8 protein-coding genes, 2 tRNA genes and 3 rRNA genes are annotated in these 18,105 nt (G+C 42.8%); 5 read left to right on the top strand and 8 right to left on the bottom strand.

Going from position 1 to position 18,105, the window contains the following annotated elements; translation table 11 throughout:
• Positions 1–105 precede the first annotated feature (105 nt).
• The 6 genes from rrf to gmk all read right to left on the bottom strand — a co-directional run bounded on the left by rrf (position 106) and on the right by gmk (position 6,248).
• Positions 106–220, bottom strand: a 5S ribosomal RNA gene (rrf, locus tag HYX58_00790).
• A 101-nt stretch (positions 221–321) separates the two neighbouring features.
• A 23S ribosomal RNA gene (locus HYX58_00785) occupies positions 322–3,344 on the bottom strand.
• A gap of 122 nt (positions 3,345–3,466) precedes the next feature.
• Positions 3,467–3,542: transfer RNA gene (locus HYX58_00780), tRNA-Ala, on the bottom strand.
• A gap of 117 nt (positions 3,543–3,659) precedes the next feature.
• A tRNA-Ile gene (locus HYX58_00775) sits at positions 3,660–3,736 on the bottom strand.
• Between the two features lie 124 nt (positions 3,737–3,860).
• Positions 3,861–5,401: ribosomal RNA gene (locus HYX58_00770) — 16S ribosomal RNA — on the bottom strand.
• The 16S, 23S and 5S rRNA genes sit together here with 2 tRNA genes alongside, the layout of an rRNA operon.
• Positions 5,402–5,660: 259 nt before the next feature.
• Positions 5,661–6,248, bottom strand: a complete 588-nt coding sequence (gene gmk, locus HYX58_00765; protein MBI2774525.1) for a guanylate kinase — start codon at positions 6,246–6,248, stop codon at positions 5,661–5,663.
• A 141-nt stretch (positions 6,249–6,389) separates the two neighbouring features.
• Between gmk and prfB the strand changes: the two genes are divergently transcribed.
• The gene (gene prfB / locus HYX58_00760) at positions 6,390–7,472 is read left to right on the top strand and encodes a peptide chain release factor 2 (protein ID MBI2774524.1); all 1,083 of its coding nucleotides are present in this window, start codon (positions 6,390–6,392) and stop codon (positions 7,470–7,472) included.
• Positions 7,473–7,534: 62 nt separating this feature from the next.
• Here prfB and HYX58_00755 read toward each other — a convergent pair whose 3' ends face one another.
• Together HYX58_00755 and HYX58_00750 are read right to left on the bottom strand one after the other, a co-directional pair.
• Positions 7,535–13,990 carry a hypothetical protein gene (locus HYX58_00755; protein ID MBI2774523.1) on the bottom strand — a complete coding sequence of 2,152 codons (6,456 nt, stop codon included), beginning with the start codon at positions 13,988–13,990 and terminating at the stop codon, positions 7,535–7,537.
• Positions 13,991–14,174: 184 nt separating this feature from the next.
• Entirely contained in the window at positions 14,175–15,794 is a 1,620-nt protein-coding gene (locus HYX58_00750; protein ID MBI2774522.1) for an OPT/YSL family transporter, read from the bottom strand.
• A gap of 140 nt (positions 15,795–15,934) precedes the next feature.
• Here HYX58_00750 and HYX58_00745 point away from each other — a divergent pair, with 140 nt between their 5' ends.
• From HYX58_00745 to HYX58_00730, 4 genes are read left to right on the top strand one after another with little or no spacing between them, the layout of a single operon-like run.
• On the top strand, positions 15,935–16,243 hold the full coding sequence (locus HYX58_00745; protein MBI2774521.1) for a hypothetical protein: 309 nt from the start codon (positions 15,935–15,937) through the stop codon (positions 16,241–16,243).
• Positions 16,236–16,748, top strand: a complete 513-nt coding sequence (locus HYX58_00740; GenBank protein ID MBI2774520.1) for a hypothetical protein — start codon at positions 16,236–16,238, stop codon at positions 16,746–16,748. Before HYX58_00745 ends, HYX58_00740 begins: the two co-directional genes overlap by 8 nt.
• A 9-nt stretch (positions 16,749–16,757) precedes the next feature.
• Positions 16,758–17,144, top strand: a complete 387-nt coding sequence (locus tag HYX58_00735) for a hypothetical protein (protein MBI2774519.1) — start codon at positions 16,758–16,760, stop codon at positions 17,142–17,144.
• 20 nt (positions 17,145–17,164) lie between these two features.
• Complete coding sequence (locus HYX58_00730) at positions 17,165–18,103, top strand: DMT family transporter (GenBank protein ID MBI2774518.1); 939 nt, start codon at positions 17,165–17,167, stop codon at positions 18,101–18,103.
• Positions 18,104–18,105: the final 2 nt, after the last annotated feature.

The following is an 18,105-nucleotide window of genomic DNA, read 5'->3' as shown; positions in this document are numbered from 1 at the left end:
AACGCGAAATGGATTTGACGAATTAGTGCATACGATCGTAAAATAAAAAAATGATCCTTAAAAAAAGAAAACCCCGACTTTTACATCGAGGTTTTCTAAAATTTACCCTGGCAGTATCTACTTTCCCAGGCCGTTACCAGCCAAGTATCATCGACGTTGCAATCTTAACTTCCGTGTTCGGGATGGGAACGGGTGTGACCCTGCAACTATCCCCACCAGGAAACTTTTACAATCTATCAAAATTTTTTCTTGTGCATTGCTATAAGTGATCTAAGCTTATCGGTAGAATTTACAGAACATTATTACCGAGATTATTTGAGCGTGATTAAAACATTCGATCTATTAGTACTGGTTAGCTGAACGCATTACTGCGCTTACACACCCAGCCTATCAACCTTGTAGTCTTCAAGGGATCTTATGACTAACCGAAGTTAGTCGGGGTATCTTATCTTGAGGCGAGTTTCCCACTTAGATGCTTTCAGCGGTTATCTCTTACAAACCTAGCTACCCAACGTTGCTTTTGTTAAACAATTGGAACACCAGAGGTTCGCCCATCCCGGTCCTCTCGTACTAGGGACAGCTCCTCTCAAATACCCTACGCCCACGACGGATAAGGACCGACCTGTCTTACGACGGTCTGAACCCAGGTCACGTACCGCTTTAATTGGCGAACAGCCAAACCCTTGGGACCTTCTCCAGCCCCAGGATGCGATGATCCGACATCGAGGTGCCAAACCTACTCGTCGATGAGGACTCTCAGAGGAGATCAGCCTGTTATCCCCGGCGTACCTTTTATCCGTTTAGCAATGGCCCTTCCATTCGGAACCACTGGATCACTAAGTCCTGCTTTCGCACCTGCTCGACTTGTTTGTCTCGCAGTCAAGCTCCCTTATGCCTTTACGCTCTACCAACGATTTCTATTCGTTTTGAGGGAACCTTCGAACGCCTCCGTTACATTTTGGGAGGCGACCACCCCAGTCAAACTACCCGCCTGACATTGTCTTTCACCCGGATTACGGAATGAAGTTAGATCTTCAAACTAATCAGGGCGGTATTTCAACGACGACTCCGCTAAAGCTAGCGCCTTAGCATCAAAGTCTCCCGCCTATCCTACACAAATCAATCCAAAAATCAATGTCAAGTTATAGTAAAGGTGCACGGGGTCTTTCCGTCCTGTCGCGGGAAGCAGGCATTTTCACCTGCACTACAAATTCACTGAGTATATCATTAAGACAGCGCCCAACTCGTTACGCCATTCATGCGGGTCAGAATTTACCTGACAAGGGATTTCGCTACCTTAGGACCGTTATAGTTACGGCCGCCGTTTACTGGGGCTTCAATTCAACGCTTCACGCTTACGCGTTAACATCTCTTATTAACCGTCCAGCACTGGGCAGGCGTCAGACAATATACTTCCTCTTACGAGTTTGCATTGCCCTGTGTTTTTGTTAAACAGTCGGCTGGGCCTCTTTGTTGAAGCCTGCTCTTGCCTCTTAAATCAGTGATTTAATAACAAGAGAGGCACTCCTTATCCCGAAGTTACGGAGCCATTTTGCCGAGTTCCTTAATGATACTTATCTCAACGCCTGAGCATTTTCAGCCCGTCTACCTGTGTCGGTTTGCGGTACGATCACGCATTTAGCTCGCTAGAGGTTTTTCTAGTCAGTGTGGGATCAGTCGAATACATTTTTTCCTAAGAATCAATATACCCATAACACCTCAGAGGTTTTAGTACTGCGGATTTACCTACAATACACTCCTAAATGCTTAGCTTGGCAATCCTTAATCCAAGTCAACCTGCCCTACTGCGTCACCCCATCGCTCAAACGCTAGTGCGCGGTGCAGGAATATTTAACCTGCTTTCCATCGCCTACTCCAACTGGCCTCGGCTTAGGTATCGACTAACCCTGAGTGGATGAACCGTTCTCACGGAAACCTTAGACTTACGGCGAACAGGAATTTCACCTATTTTTTCGTTACTTATACCAACATTCTCACTTCTTTGATCAACGACACCTGTCCTTACGGTCAAGCTTGTATCTATCAAAGAACGCTCCCCTACCCCACATAAATAAACCGGAGTTTATTTATGAGCCATAGCTTCGGTAGTTCGTTTAGCCCCGATCGTTTTTCAGCGCAAAAACACTTGACCAGTGAGCTGTTACGCTTTCTTTAAATGATGGCTGCTTCTAAGCCAACATCCTGGCTGTCTGTGTATTTTCACTTCTTTTACCACTTAACGAACATTTTGGGACCTTAGCTGATGGTCTGGGCTGTTTCCCTCTCGACTATGAAGCTTATCCCCCACAGTCTGTCTCCTGTCTTCTGATTTGCATGGCATTCAGAGTTAGTAAAATCCCGGTACGCTTGCGCGCCCAAAGACTAAACTGTGCTTTACCACCACACAAAATCCAACAAGGCTATACCTAAATATATTTCGGGGAGAACCAGCTATTTCCCAGCTTGATTAGCCTTTCACTCCTACCCACACCTCATCCGAGAAGTTTTCAACCTTCACCGGTTCGGCCCTCCATCTCATTTTACTGAGATTTCAGCCTGGACATAGGTAGCTCGCTAGGTTTCGGGTCTATCCCACGTTACTAACGCCCTATTCAGACTCGCTTTCGCTACGGCTCCGCTCTTAAAAGCTTAACCTTGCAACGTAAGAATAACTCGTTGGCTCATTATGCAAAAGGTACGTAGTTGCGCGTACGTATACATCGCTTCTACCGATTGTAGACAATTGGTTTCAGATTCTATTTCACTCCCCTTCCGGGGTTCTTTTCACCTTTCCCTCGCGGTACTTGTTCACTATCGGTCATTAGGTAGTATTTAGCCTTACCCCATGGTCGGGGCAGATTCCTACAGAATTTCACGTGCTCTGCAGTACTTGGGAACATAAACTACTATGTTTGTAAATTTCTGTTTACGAGGCTTTCACTCTCTGTGGCTGCCCTTTCCAAGACAATTCAACTAAGTTTACAAACTCTAGCTCGAAGACTGTGATCTTCGAACATTCATGCCCCGCTACTCCTTTATCGCAACGCGCACAGGCTATTACACGATAAAAGTTTAGGCTCTTCCCATTTCGCTCACCACTACTAAGGGAATCACGTTGTTTTCTTTTCCTAGCACTACTTAGATGTTTCAGTTCATGCCGTTCGCCTTTTTGCCCTATATATTCAGACAAAAATACTTTGGTTTTACCAAAGTGGGTTTCCCCATTCGGATACCTCCGGATCAACATTTGATTGACAACTCCCCGGAGCTTATGGCAGCCTTCCGCCTCCTTCATCGCCTCCTAATACCAAGGCATCCACCAATTGCCCTATTTCAATTAATCACAAATTTAATTACTCGATAAGTAAAATTCCTGTTGTGAATTCTATCAATAAGCTTAGATCACGTATATTTCAAAGAACACAAGAAACTTTTTATATTTATTCAGTCAAAACCCAAATCTTAATGGTGGAGATGAGCGGATTCGAACCGCTGACCTTCCGCGTGCAAAACGGACGCTCTACCAACTGAGCTACATCCCCAAACTGGTGCCGTTTATGCTCACAATAGAATAACTATTTTTAAATAATTTACTAGAACTATTTTTGTTGTTTTTCTATTGTTATCAGAGGTTTTTCACTCCCAGCAGAATTAATTACTGGTGGGCCTAAGTCGAGTTGAACGACTGACCTCCCCGTTATCAGCAGGGCGCTCTAACCACCTGAGCTATAGGCCCGCTTCCTATAGTAAGATTATTTTTAGTGCTTACAAGTTTTTGCGACACCTTAAATTGCACACCTAAATGCATATATAAAATGTCGGAGTTGCATAACAAAACCGACAGGTATTTAATCTCCCTCGAAAGGAGGTGATCCAGCCGCAGGTTCTCCTACAGCTACCTTGTTACGACTTCACCCCAATCACTCCTCATACCTTAAACATCCGCCTCCCTTACGGGTTAGCTAAGATGGCTTTGGGTACAAACAGCTTTCGTGGTGTGACGGGCGGTGTGTACAAGGCCCGAGAACGTATTCACCGCGCCGTTCTGATGCGCGATTACTAGCGATTTCAACTTCATGAGGTCGAGTTGCAGACCTCAATCTGAACTTAGACCAGTTTTATGGGATTTGCTCCACCTTGCGGTATCGCTGCCCTTTGTACTGGCCATTGTAACACGTGTGTCGCCCTAGACATAAGGGCCATGAGGACTTGACGTCATTCCCACCTTCCTCCTGGTTTCCCAGGCAGTCCCACCAGAGTGCTTTCTTTCGAAGTGGCAACTGGCGGCAAGAGTTGCGCTCGTTAGAGGACTTAACCAAACATCTCACGACACGAGCTGACGACAGCCATGCAGCACCTGTGAAATTGTCTTGACCGAAGCCAAGAAGATCGTATTTCTACGACTGTCAAAAACATGTCAAGCCTAGGTAAGGTTCCTCGCGTAGTGTCGAATTAAACCACATGTTCCACCGCTTGTGCGGACCCCCGTCAATTCCTTTGAGTTTTAGTCTTGCGACCGTAATCCCCAGGCGGATCACTTATCGCGTTAGCTACGACACTAATATTGCAAAGCAACATTAACGTCCAGTGATCATCGTTTACGGCGTGGACTACCAGGGTATCTAATCCTGTTTGCTCCCCACGCTTTCGTGCCTCAACGTCAGGTATGAGCCAAGAAGCTGCCTTCGCCATCGGTGTTCCTCTCGAGATCTACGCATTTTACCGCTACTCCGAGAATTCCACTTCTCTCTCTCACCCTCAAGCGCGCCAGTTTCTACCGCAGATCCTCAGTTAGGCCGAGGAATTTAACAGTTGACTTAGCATGCCGTCTACGCACCCTTTACGCCCAATAATTCCGAATAACGCTTGCACCCCTCGTATTACCGCGGCTGCTGGCACGAGATTAGCCATTGCTTTCTCTAATGGTACCGTCATCCTCTATCTGTATTAGAAATAGAGATTTCTTCCCACTTAACAGAAGTTTACAATCCGAAGACCGTCATCCTTCACGCGGCGTCGCTGCTTCAGGCTTTCGCCCATTGAGCAAGATTCCTCACTGCTGCCTCCCGTAGGAGTCTGGACCGTGTCTAAGTTCCAGTGTGGCCGTACACCCTCTCAGGCCGGCTAACCATCATCGCCTTGGTAGGCCATTACCCTACCAACTAGCTAATAGTACGCAGGCTCATCTTTCAGCGACAGCAAAGAGGCCGCCTTTCTCCCCGTAGGGACGTATGCAGTATTAACCTCGATTTCTCGAGGGTATTCCTCACTGAAAGGTAGATTCCCACGCGTTACTCACCCGTTTGCCGCTTTACTCACTCCCGAAGGAGCTTTCTCGCTCGACTTGCATGTGTTAGGCACGCCGCCAGCGTTTATTCTGAGCCAGGATCAAACTCTCCATCACAAAAATTGTGTATGAAAAGAGCGTCGCAAAAACTTGTAAGCAAATTTTTGGGTTTCTCGTGAATTTCAAAGAAATTATGATTTTTTGTTTTTTCGCTTTAGCTACGACGTTTTGTTGTCGTTGCTTGCTACTTGTTATTTCAAATACAAGAGAAATTATACCGGTATTACGTCATAAGTCAACACTTTTTCCGAAACTTTTTATAAATTTTTTATATATTTATTCGATAAATTTCAAAACGACGTCCCAGAGCTCATTATTGATGATGTGAAATTATAATATTTTTTAACTCTTTTAATGCTTTTTCAAAAAAATCGTTAAGAATATGGTGCTGATAGAGCCTATTTTCTTGTTCTTGTGCTAGTTCTCTTTGAGCCAACGCCAAACGGAGCTCGATTTCTTCCTGAGTTTCTGTGCTTCGTAGCCGAAGCCGTTCTTCAAGGACTTGCATATTTGCCGTATGGACCCATGTAAGAATCGCTTCAGGGATCTCCTGTTTCAGCCGCTGGGCCCCAGATCTATCAACTACCGCAATAAACGAGCTCCCCGAGGCTAAGTGATCAATCAGTAGGCGCGCTGTGCCATAATAGGCACCATAAGCACCGCTCCACTCCAAGAAAAACTGTTCGTCGATCTTCTGCTCAAACTCTTGATTCGATAAAAAATGATAATCGACCCCCGGCATTTCATTGAAGCGAGGGCTTTTACTGGTATAGGTAATGAGCCGCGCAATAGAATGCTCCATCGGCAGTTGCTTAATGAGCGCATTAACAAGTGTCGTTTTACCCGCACCCGATGGTGCCGAAACAATAAAAAGCTTCCCGGTTTTTTTTTCTGATCCCAAAGCAGAACCCCTTAATAGAGAAAAATTACCTATATAGGTAATTATATCATTAATAGATAGCACCGACAAACAACTGTCGACCAACCTGTGGGGGCTCAGAGAATTTTCTGCTATAATATTAGTTATAACATAAGGATGCCCATGCTCATTGATGAACTACGCGAGAAACTAAAATCTATTGAACCGGATCTTGAAACAATTAAGACCTACTGGAAAAACTCAAGTATCGAGAACGAGTTTCAAAAACTCACCACTCAAACTGAGCAAACAGATTTCTGGCAAAATCCAGATCAAGCCACCATTTTAAAAAGCTTACAACGGCTCAAAACGCAGCGAGAACTCTATCATTCCATAATAAATAGCCATAAAGACCTTTTGGAGATGATCGAACTTTTTGCAAATGATGAATCTGAATTAGCAAATATAGCGCGAGATGTTGGCGGCTTAGTAAAATCGGTTGGTAAATTCAAAATAGATCTCCTTCTTAATAATCCTGAAGATTCATCTAATGCTTTCTTAAATATTAATGCGGGCGCAGGCGGTACCGAATCGCAAGATTGGGCAAATATGCTTTTGCGCATGTATTTAAGGTTTTGCGAGCGAGAAGGTTTCGATGCAGAAGTTCTTGATATGCAGCCGGGAGAAGCTGCAGGAATAAAATCTGCAACATTGTTTATTAAAGGAAAGCATGCATATGGACTCTTTAAAGCGGAGCAAGGAATCCATCGCCTCGTGCGCATATCTCCTTATGATGCAAATAAACGCCGACATACTTCATTTGCCGGCGTAAGTGCAACGCCCGAAGTTCCTGAAGTTGCGATTGAAATCGATGCAGGCGATTTGCGAATTGATACGTATCGCGCAGGAGGAGCAGGAGGCCAGCACGTCAATAAAACAGAATCTGCGGTACGCATCACCCACATCCCAACCAATACCGTCGTTGCGTGCCAGACGCAGCGCTCTCAGGGCCAAAATAAGGATACGGCAATGAAGATGCTTAAAGCAAAATTAGCGCAAAAACAAAAAGAAGAACAAGAAGCAAAAGCTGCATCGGTAGAAAAAAAGAAAATTGAATGGGGATCGCAAATCAGATCGTATGTATTGCATCCCTATAAAATGGTTAAAGATCATCGCACCGATCTTGAATCACCTCAACCAGATTTAGTACTTGATGGCGACATCATGGAATTTATTGAGAAATATTTGCTGTTTGCAGCAACGTAATAAAAAAGGGGAGCTTTTTACTCCCCTTTTTCTTTGGTGCGATTCTTTTGGAAAGTACTCGGTTATTTTTGGTACCCCTGAATAACTTGCTTCATTAGATCGATCGTTTGTTTCTGATTTTTTTCTGCATACTCCAGCACCTTTTCGATACTTTTTGTCATAGAGATAATTAAATCGGTACCTTGAGTATTACTATTCGAGTCATCATAAGATCTTTCAATAACTGAAGCCGGCACAACCCGCTCATTAACTTCTCTTGCAGGAATGTAGCGTGGCTCTTGAGTCGCTTGCATTACTGGATCTTGAATAGCCTGCTTTTCAGCTTGCGCGGCTAAGCGATCTTGCGCTGATGCGGGTAACATTGGTAATTTTGCAGCAATAGGTTTTTTTATGCGATATTCTATCTGTGCAGGTTGAATATCATAAGAATTGTTTTGCGAAAGATTTTTTTCAGATGAAGCAGCAACATTCTTGATGTGCATTTGAGCATCGTCGATAAGTTGACCATAGAATGCTTTTTTGTTGGCAGTCATTGCCATTTTTTGTTCCTGATATTCTTGGAAAGCTGCTCGTTGGGCTTCTTTTTTTGCTTGAATCACTTGGGCTTTGTGTTCAGCGGATAAACGCTCTTGCTCTCTTCGCTCTGCCAACCTTTGCTCTCTTGCCATTCTTAATTCTTGTTCCGCTTTAATGCGCTCGGCACGTTGCATATCTTTTTGCATTTGTCGCTCTGCCGCAACTTTTGCTTTTTCTTGATCACGCGCCAGGCGTGCCATTAAATACGGATTTTCAGTATTATTATTTTTCATTTTTCTTGCTTGCACAATTTGCATCGCACGTTCTCGAGAACTTCCGCTCATTGCCGTTTTATTATGCACTAACGATGCCGTTTCGTTTTCTTTTTGCAAAAAGATCATTTCTTCTTTTTTATTTTTCAATTCTAACTGCGCCAATCGCATTTGCTCTTCGTGGCGTGCGTTTTCTACTTCTTTTTGCACAAGAGCTAACTGCCGCTCATGTTCTTTGCGAAGCTGTGCTAAATGTTTTTCTTGTCTTTCAGCTTCCATTCTCTCTTGTTTGCGCAAAGCCGCAATTCGATTTTCCTCTTGCATCTTTTCACGCTCAGAAACTCTTTGAGCAAGTTTCATTTGATTCTGATGTTCTTTTTCTATCTGCGCTAACCGTTGAGTTTCATTGCGAGCTTCCATCTCTTGTTGCTTGCGCATTGCTTGCAGGCGATTTTCCTGCCGCATTCTTTCCTGCTCAGAAGCTTTTTGAGCAAGCTTCATTTGATTCTGATGCTCTTTTTCCATCTGCGCCAATCGTTGTTTTTCAGCGCGCACTTCCATCTCTTGCTGTTTGCGCATCACGACCATTCGCTTTTCTTCTTGATTTCTTGTTTGATCAACTTGGCTGGAACGAATTAATGATCTTCTTTCTTGCCTTTTTTGCAAACCGGTAGCAAGCGCTCGCTGCTCTTTGCGCTTACGTATCATTGCTTGTGCGCGTTCGCGACTGGTAGATCGAGCGTGAGTGGTTAGTTCAACCTTAGGCTCGCATACTCGTGTCTTATCCATTTCTACTTGCGCAAGATTGTCACTAGATTGATTCATTTGACTTTGAACAACTATTTGTTCATTTGCTTTATCTTCTTCTAATAAAGCCAACCGTTGTTCTTTTTTTAGTGAATCGAGTTGACTCGCATTATTTTTAACCAACTCTATTTTTTCTTGATCGTGGCGCATTGCCGCAATTCTTTGTTCTTCTTGGATGCGTTTTTTTTCCACCTCAAACTCTGCCAGCATTCTGCTCTGCTCTTTTTCATATTCTAATTTTGCCAGCCTTTTTTCCTCATTCAGCCTTGCTTGCATCTCTTCTTTTTGCGCTAACAAAATTTCTTGCTGCTTTTTCTTTGCAAGATCGGCCAAACGATTCTCTTCCATTTTGCGCTCTTGATCTGCTTGTTTTTGCGCAAGCATCATTGCATGCGCGCGTTCTTGTTCTAGTTTTGCTATGCGCGCTGTTTCTTTTTGTCGCTCTTGCATTTCTTGCTGCTGAATAACGAGCATTTTCTTTTCATGCTCGTTACGAAGTGCAAGCAATCGCTTTTCTTCTTGAGCCTTCTCTCGCTCAATCTCTTTTTGCGTTATCATCATCTGATGCTGATGTTCTTTTTCTGCTTGAGCCAATCGCTGTTGTTCTAAGCGCGCTTGTTTTTGGCTTTCTTTTTCTAACACAATGAGTGCTTTTTCTTTCGCTTTTTCCAGAAGCGCTAATCTTTTCTCTTCCTGTAATAACTCACGCTCTGCTGCTTGTCGTGTTGCAAGTTCTATTTTCTCTTGCTCGTTGCGCAATGCAGCAAGTTTATGTTCCTCTTGTATGCGTTTTTTTTCATCTTCAAGTTGCGCTGCCATCTGCTCTTTTTCTTTTTCTCGTGCGAGCGCTGCTAACTGCTTCTCTTGCTCAACTTTTCTTTTCAGCTCTTCTTTTTGTGCGAGTAAAAGTTCTCTGTGTTTTCGTTGTTCATTATTCGCAATGCGTTGTTCTTCCGCTCTTCTTTCCCGCTCCGCCTGCTTTTGGTTTAAAACAAGCACTCGTTGGCGCTCTTTCTCTGCTTGCGCTAGACGCGCAGCTTCATTCTGACGATCGCGCATTGCTTGCAGTTGCATATCCGTCATCTTTTTTTCGTGCTCTTTACGCATCGCCATCACACGATTTTCTTCTTCGATTCTTATTCTCTCAGCCTCTTTTTGCGCTAAAAGGTTAGCTTTCTGTTTTTCGATTTCCAGCTGCGCCAATCGTTTCTCTTCTTGGAGTTTTGCCCGCATCTCTTCTTTTTGTGCTAATAAAATCTCTTGCTGCTTTTTCTTTTCAAGATCGGCCAAACGTTTTTCTTCTATTTTGCGCTCTTGATCCAGCCGCTTTTGCGCAATCATCATCACGCGCTCACGCTCTTGTTCTAATTTAGCTAAGTGAGCTGTTTCTTTTTCGCGCTCCCGCATTTCTTTTTGTTGCATCGCTATCAATTGCTTTTCGTACTCTTTGCGCATTACGAGCATGCGATTCTCTTCTTCAATTCTTACTCGTTCAGCCTCTTTTTGCGCTAAAAGTGCCGCTTCTTCTTTTGCTATCGCTAATTGCGCCAATCGTTTCTCTTCCTGAAGTCTCGCTTGCATCTCTTTTTTTTGCGCTAACAAAATCTCTTGCTGCTGTTTTTTAGCAAGATCAGCCAAACGCCTCTCTTCTATTTTGCGCTCTCGATCTGCGTGCTTTTTTGCAAACATCATTGCACGCTCACGTTCTTGTTCTAATTTTGCCAACCGAGCAGTTTCTTTTTCACGCTCTCGCATTTCTTGCTGCTGCATAACCATGAGTTGCTTTTCATTCTCTTTGCGCAATGCAATCACTCGATTCTCTTCTTCAATTCTTACCCGTTCAGCCTCTTTTTGCGCTAAAAGTGCCGCTGCTTCTCTTGCCGTTGCCAATTGCGCCAACCGCTTCTCTTCCAGAAGTTTTGCACGCATCTCTTCTTTTTGCGCTAACAAAGTCTCATTGTGCATTTTTTGGGCGAGAGCAGCTAAGCGCTTTTCTTCCATTCTGCGTTCTTGATCCGCTTGCTTTTGCGCAACCATCATCGCGCGCTCACGTTCTTGTTCTAATTTAGCCAAGCGGGCAGTTTCTTTTTCACGCTCTCGCATTTCTTGCTGCTGCATAACCATAAGTTGCTTTTCATGTTCTTTGCGCAATGCAATCACTCGATTCTCTTCCTCTATTCTTACTCGCTCAGCCTCTTTTTGCGCTAAAAGTGCGGCCGCTTCTCTTGCTATCGTTAACTCCGCCATTCGTTTCTCTTCTTGTAGCCTTGCACGCATCTCTTCTTTTTGTGCTAACAAAATCTCATCGTGTCTTTTTTTAGCAAGGTCAGCTAACCGTTTTTCTTCTACTTTGCGTTCTTGATCCGCTTGCTTTTTTGCAATCATCATTGCGCGCTCGCGCTCTTGTTCTAATTTTGCCAAACGAGCAATTTCCTTCTCGCGCTCCCGTGCTTCTTTTTGTTGCATCGCTATCAATTGCTTTTCATGCTCTTTGCGCAATGTAAGCACCCGGTTTTCTTCTTCAGTGCGTATTCTCTCCGCTTCTTTTTGCGCTGAAAGTGCCGCTGCCTCTTTTGCTATTGCTAACTCTGCCACTCGTTTCTCTTCTTCAAGCCTTGCACGTATCTCTTCTTTTTGTGCTAGCAGAATTTCTTGCTGCTGTTTTTTTGCAAGATCAGCTAAGCGTTTTTCTTCCATTTTGCATTCTTGTTCTGCTTGCTTTTTTGCAACCATCATTGCGCGCTCGCGCTCTTGCTCTAATTTTGCCAAACGAGCAGTTTCTTTCTCTCGTTCTCGCATTTCTTTTTGCTGCATCGCTATCAATTGTTTTTCATGCTCTTTGCGCAATGCAATCACTCGATTCTCTTCCTCTAGTCTTATCCGCTCCGCTTCTTTGTGCGCTAAAAGAGCTGCACGCTCTTTTTCTACTTCCAGTTGCGCCAACCGCTTTTCTTCTTGCAGTTTTGCACGCATCTCTTCTTTTTGTGCTAGTAGAATCTCTTGTTGCTGCTTTTGAGCAAGATCCGCTAAACGCTTCTCTTCCATTCTGCGCTCTTGTTCTACTTGCTTTTGCGCAAGCATCATTGCATGCGTACGTTCTTGTTCTAATTTTGCCAAGCGAGCTATTTCTTTTTCTCGCTCTCGTAATTCTTTTTGTTGCATAACTACAAGCTGCTTTTCATGTTCTTTGCGCAAGGCAAGTACGCGATTTTCTTCTTCGATCCTTATTCGCTCAGCTTCTTTATGTGCTAAAAGAACTGCGCGCTCTTTTTCTATTTGCAGCTGCGCCAATCGTTTCTCTTCTTGAAGCTTTGCTCTCATCTCTTCTTTTTGCGCTAACAAAACTTCTTGCTCTTTTTTCTTGGCAAGTTCAGCTAGACGTTTTTCTTCAGCTTTGCGCAATTGCTCATCTTGTTTTTGTGCAAGAAGCGAAGTTTTAATGCGTTCTCGTTCTATTTGTGCGCACCTCGCTTCCTCTTTTTGCCGTTCGCGCAACTCTTGTTCTTGCAAAGCAAGCATTTTTTTCTCGTGCTCTTTACGCAAAGCAAGCACTCGTTGTTGCTCTTCTATACGAATTCGCTCCGCTTCTTTTTGAGCAACAACTAATTCTTTTTCTCTATCGAATTTGAGCTGCGCCAATCTTTTTTCTTCAGCTTTTTTTTCCTGAAGCTCTTTCTGCTGCACAATAAGCATTTCTTTTTGGCGATCTTTTTCAAGCTGAGCAATTTTTGCCGCTTCTTTTTGCTTTTCACGCGCTTCTTGTTGTTGCATTGCAACTATTTTTTTCTCATGTTCTTTACGGAGAGCAATTATTCTATTTTCTTCTTGGATTCGTAAGCGCTCCGCTTCTTTTTGAGCTAAAGTAATAGCTTTTTCTTTCTCTTGCTTAAGTTGTGCTAATTGCCTCTCTTTTTGGATTGCTTCGTTTCGGGCAAGCAGGGCCTCTTTTTGTGCTTTGCTTGCTATCTGTGCTTCTCGTTGAGCTCGCAATTTTTCTTCTCGTTCTTTTTGCTCTTGCATCGCAATAAGTTTTTTTTCTTGCTCCATCTTCAGTGCGATAATTCGTTTTTCTTCTTCTTGCTTTTCTCGCACCATTTCTCTCTGAGTCATTAAAATAATTTGTTGATCACGCTTTTTTCGTTCTGAAATTTTTGTTTCTTCAATTTTTCTGGCAGCTTCTATTTGCTTTTGCATCTGCTCAGCTTGCTGACTCGCTAAAAGCATCTTTTGCTCTGTCTCTTTTTTGGCAATCCGTTCCTGCTTTTCTTGGAAAGCTTTTTTCTGTTCCAATTTTTTTTGCGCAAGCATGCGAATTCGTTCTTGTTCACGCTCTTGGTGTACTAGTCGTTGCTCTTGTTCTTCTTTGCGGCGTATTTCTTCTTTTTGATGGGCGATAAGAGCGTCTCTTTTTTGTTGCTCTCTTTGTGCACACGCTCGTTGCTCTGCGTCTCGCTCTTGCTGCTGTTTTTTAATAGCGAGAGCCACTGCCTGTTCACGCTCTCTATTAAGCTGAGCTGCCACACGTGCATCTTCTTGTTTTCGACGCTCTTGCTGTTGCCTTTCGGCTAGCATTCGCCTCTCATCTTCTTTTTGCTTTGCTAAAAGTTGGCGTTTTTCTTCTAAGATCTTTTGCTGTGCTAATTTATTAATTTTTTCTTTTCGGCGTTCAAGCTCCGCCAGTTCTCGTTTTTGCTGGTCTCTTTTTTTTGCTTCTTCTTGTTGCTGCATCATCATTTGCTGCTGGCGCTCTTGCTTAGCAAGTGCCAAACGTTTTTTTTCCGCTTCCTTTTCAGACGCTTCACGCTTGAGAGCAATTGCTAACGCATCATCACTTTTGGTTGCCAATTGAGCACAGACTGGCGCCTGACGCATTAGCACGGCCAGCGACAATGCTCCATAACTCATCAACAATAGCTTTTTCATAAACAAATCCCCTTTTTATCGCACATCATACCATTGAATCATCTTCAATGTTTCACAATGCAAGGGATTTATTCAATAGTTTTAAATTTAAATGCTATTGTAAGTATATTATCAAATTAAATACGCGATATCGTGAATAGACCGCAAAAAATAAAGCTACCGTGCGTCTTAGATTTGAAATTATCTACATTAATGTTTTTGCAAGTTCCGTAATAGAATTCGCAGCAAAGACACCAGACCAGAATGGTTCCCAGTCTTCGCGATCTTTTACCATGAACGAAAGACATCCGCCAATAATCAATCCGATAGAATAGGTAAATGGCATTAATAAACCACCCAGCACCAGCATCGGATTCAATTTACATTTTTTAAGAATCAATCCAAAAATCCCACCGATAATTAAAACAAGCCAATTAAAATGAGAAACATTAATTAATAATGCGCGCGCTTGACCTCGTTGTGCCACCAAGGGTTCTCCGCCTAATCCGAATTTATGCACAAGGAGCCACATAATAACGCCAGCTGCAATTGAACTCACGACAAGACCAAGGATTTGAAACCAACGCAAAGTGGTACGATTTATTCCAGCCATTTGCCCCATTTTTCTGCCAAAGAGAACATCGGTAGCAACACCGCCACAAAGTTCCACAAACGTTGCTATTACTGTTACGCGCAATGGATCCACACCAAAGAGAAATAATGCTGGCACCATAACAAACGTCGCAAACCGGCCCAATTGCGCCAAACCAATTTTTCCTGCGATCACCACGATTTGGTATGCACAAACAAATGAGAGAATAATTAAATACAATTGTGAGAGCGCTGAAAAATGTACAGCACTCAAATAACCAATCACTAAAATTAAGGTAAGAAATGCTTGAATCATATGAGAACGCTGTTGCAATGGCGCAAAAAGTTCCATGTCCATCGATTTACGCGGACCCCCATCTCTTAATTTTCTAAACCATCCTCGCAGCATTTTCGGCAAATCAAAAAAACTTTGTACTGCGCCAACCGCTACTAATCCACTGCCAAATGCAAGTAAAAAATCGGGCCCAGAAATAGTTGGGAAAAATAAATTGTTAATTGGCTCCATTAAACCAATACGAGCAATTGCGCCAACAATTAATGGTATTGCAATTACATGCCCCGTAATAAAACCGATAGCTAAAAGCATCGGCAGTACATCGAAACGTAACTGAATAAGCGGAATCGTCACTGGCCCCAACGCATATTGTTTTGTGAGCGTGACACCCGAAGCCAAAACCGCTCTAAAAAGCCACGTGCCGCCATGAAGCGCGGTAAATATAAAGGTCGAGCATGCGCCGATAGCAAGCTCAAGCGCTTTGCGCGCCTGATTTTGTGCCGCAATCATTTTATATACCAACTGGCCAATCGGAAACGGCAGCTCATCTTTAACAATTAGATTGTGTTCGAGTAAGTCGGCAATCAATAGGCCAAAACTTCCCCCGGCTAATGAAAGCCCCGCGACAAGCGCGACAAAATAAAAGGGGCTAGCCATCCAACCACCAAAAAAAGATTGATCAAGAAAGTAGAGAGTTGGAAACGAAAACGAAAGCGCGGTTGCTAAAATACCACCAATAGATCCGCCGGCGGTTACCAATGCCAATCCATCTGAATACTGCTTGCCGCGCAAACCGATCAAATGAACTAAAAAAGTACCTATAAGTACCAGGGTCGGCGCAATCCACGGGCCAATGGGAGTAGCAAGTGCTATGTAACTCATTACACCTGTTGAAAAAATAGATAGACAAATAGTAATTATAACAAGGCCAATATTCATGCAATGTCCTCTTCCAATATAAAAAGTACCCCTGAAATCTAACATATATGGGCAAAAGCGCTACTCTCCTTTTTTGGCAAAAGCCACTAAATTTGATAGTATAGTAGAATCGTTATTACATAATGGGTTATGGGGGATTTATGAAATCATTACTATTTTTTTCTGTATTGTCGATCAGCTGCTCGATGATGACACGCAGTATGGCTGAAGATATCGGTTGTAATAACCAAGGTTTAAAAAAAAATGTCTGCGCTAGAGAAGACTACGGCGGTACAATTTGGCTAGAAGTTAAATCAACAGATCATAGTTCAACAATATACAATTTTACTATGGCTAACGAGATCCCCCTTATGCGTTCTTATTTTCAAAAATTAGGGCTTGTTAATGAAGATGGCACAATAAATGATTGCGTCTGCCATGTGATAATAAATAAGGAAAAATATGAATAACAAATTTTTATTAACCGCATTATTGGCACTGTCAATTTTGCCTCATTATTGCTTTACGCAAGAAAACCAAGATAATGAAATTAAGATATCGACAGATCAAGAAAAAGTATTAAACGTACTTATTGGTATCAATCAAACGTGTATTCAAAGAATTTCTGACGTACCACAAGTCACCATTAACCGCGTCGTAGAAGCTGTCAAAGAGGCAACACACCAAGATTTATTGAAGCCTCTTTTTCATATTTATCGTTTATGCGTTGATTCGCTTGTAAAAGACCAACAAGACGTTACGATCTTGCCAGATCCAATCTTCCTTCCTCACGATATTTGGGCTACACTTATTGAAGAAGGCTTTAAGCGCGACCTATGGACACTTAATGGCATAGCTCCTGCCCAGGTGCGCGATATCTTCTTAGCCTGTTACATCCCTTTTGGATTGCAACACTATGCAATTGTCGACCTTTCGCAACTAAACCGAGAACTCGCTCTGATTGAAAACAACTAAAGGACGATCATGAAAAAACTTTTAATTCTTTCGCTCATTTTTGCTTCTCAGCAAATCTACTGCGCAGCTACCAAGCTTCAAAATGGAAAGCGAATCGATCTTGTACGTTTTGATATCGTATGCTCCATTTTGGAAAAACTGCAAACTAAACATCCTGAACTACTCCAAGAGCTTTATTCTCTTATCAAAGAAACGCGCAGCAAAACAAAATGCTTTATTACTCCAGAACTTGCTGAAAAATTAACACTCGTTTTGAGTGAAATTGCAGATAATGAATTTGTTCTTTGGAGTGATAAGGGAGTTATTTACCCTGACGTGCGCCATCTTATTAAAGCTGCATGCAAGGCAAATGCCGGCGGCGCAATTGAAGTACGAACGCCGATTACTAAATCTTAATCTTAACTGATAGATAAACCATGCTTTTAATTGTTCTGATGTACGCCCTTTTTGCAGGAACCTTCTCGTTAGGAAAAGTACTTGCTTGCTATTCACAACCGATTTTCTTGGTTGGGATTCGCATGTTTTTAGCAGGAAGTTTTCTGATGGCTTACGAGTTTATGCAGCATGGATCAAATTGGCGCTTCGATAGAAAACACACGTGGTATTATGTTCAAATTATTTTATTCACGACGTATATTCCATATAGTCTTCGCTTTTGGGCGTTGCGAAGCGAAATGACCGCTTCAAAAGCGTGCCTTCTTTATAATTTATCCCCCTTCATGACCTATATTTTTTCATACTTTCTGTATTCAGAAAAAGTAACGATCAAAAAAATCATCGGGTTGATAATTGGCTTTATCGGTTTTTTACCAACTGTGTTACCGGCAATCAAATCTGAACATGGGCAAACAGCATTTCTCTCATTACCAGAAATTGCAATCTTATGCTCCGTCGCCTGTTTGAGCTACGGATGGATTATGATTCATCGCCTCGTTAAATTTCATAACTATGAAGCGACGACGATTAATAGTATGAGTATGTTCTGCGGTGGTTTACTTGCGCTTATTACTTCCTGGCTTTTTGAATCGGGCGAAGCGGCAATTGAAGTAGGCCATGTTGGTACATTTCTACTGATTCTAGCGGTAGTTATTATCGTTAGTAATCTGCTTTGCCACAATTTGTACGTGACCCTCTTAAAAACGTATAGCCCGACATTTCTATCGTTTGCAAGTTTTCTTTCCCCTCTTTTTGCCGCGCTTTACGGTTGGCTGTTCTTGAGCGAACCAACGCCTTGGACATTCTGGGCCACAGCGGTTTGTGTACTAACGGGGCTTGCAATATTCTATCACGATGAACTTTATGGCAATGTACCAATAAATAAACCTGCGCTTACGCAAGAATTGGAACCCGCATAGTC

Source organism: Candidatus Dependentiae bacterium (assembly GCA_016191325.1).
Lineage (GTDB): Bacteria > Babelota > Babeliae > Babelales > JACPOV01 > JACPOV01.
The sequence above is the reverse complement of the archived record's forward strand: the minus strand, read 5'-3'. Positions and strand labels throughout refer to the sequence as shown.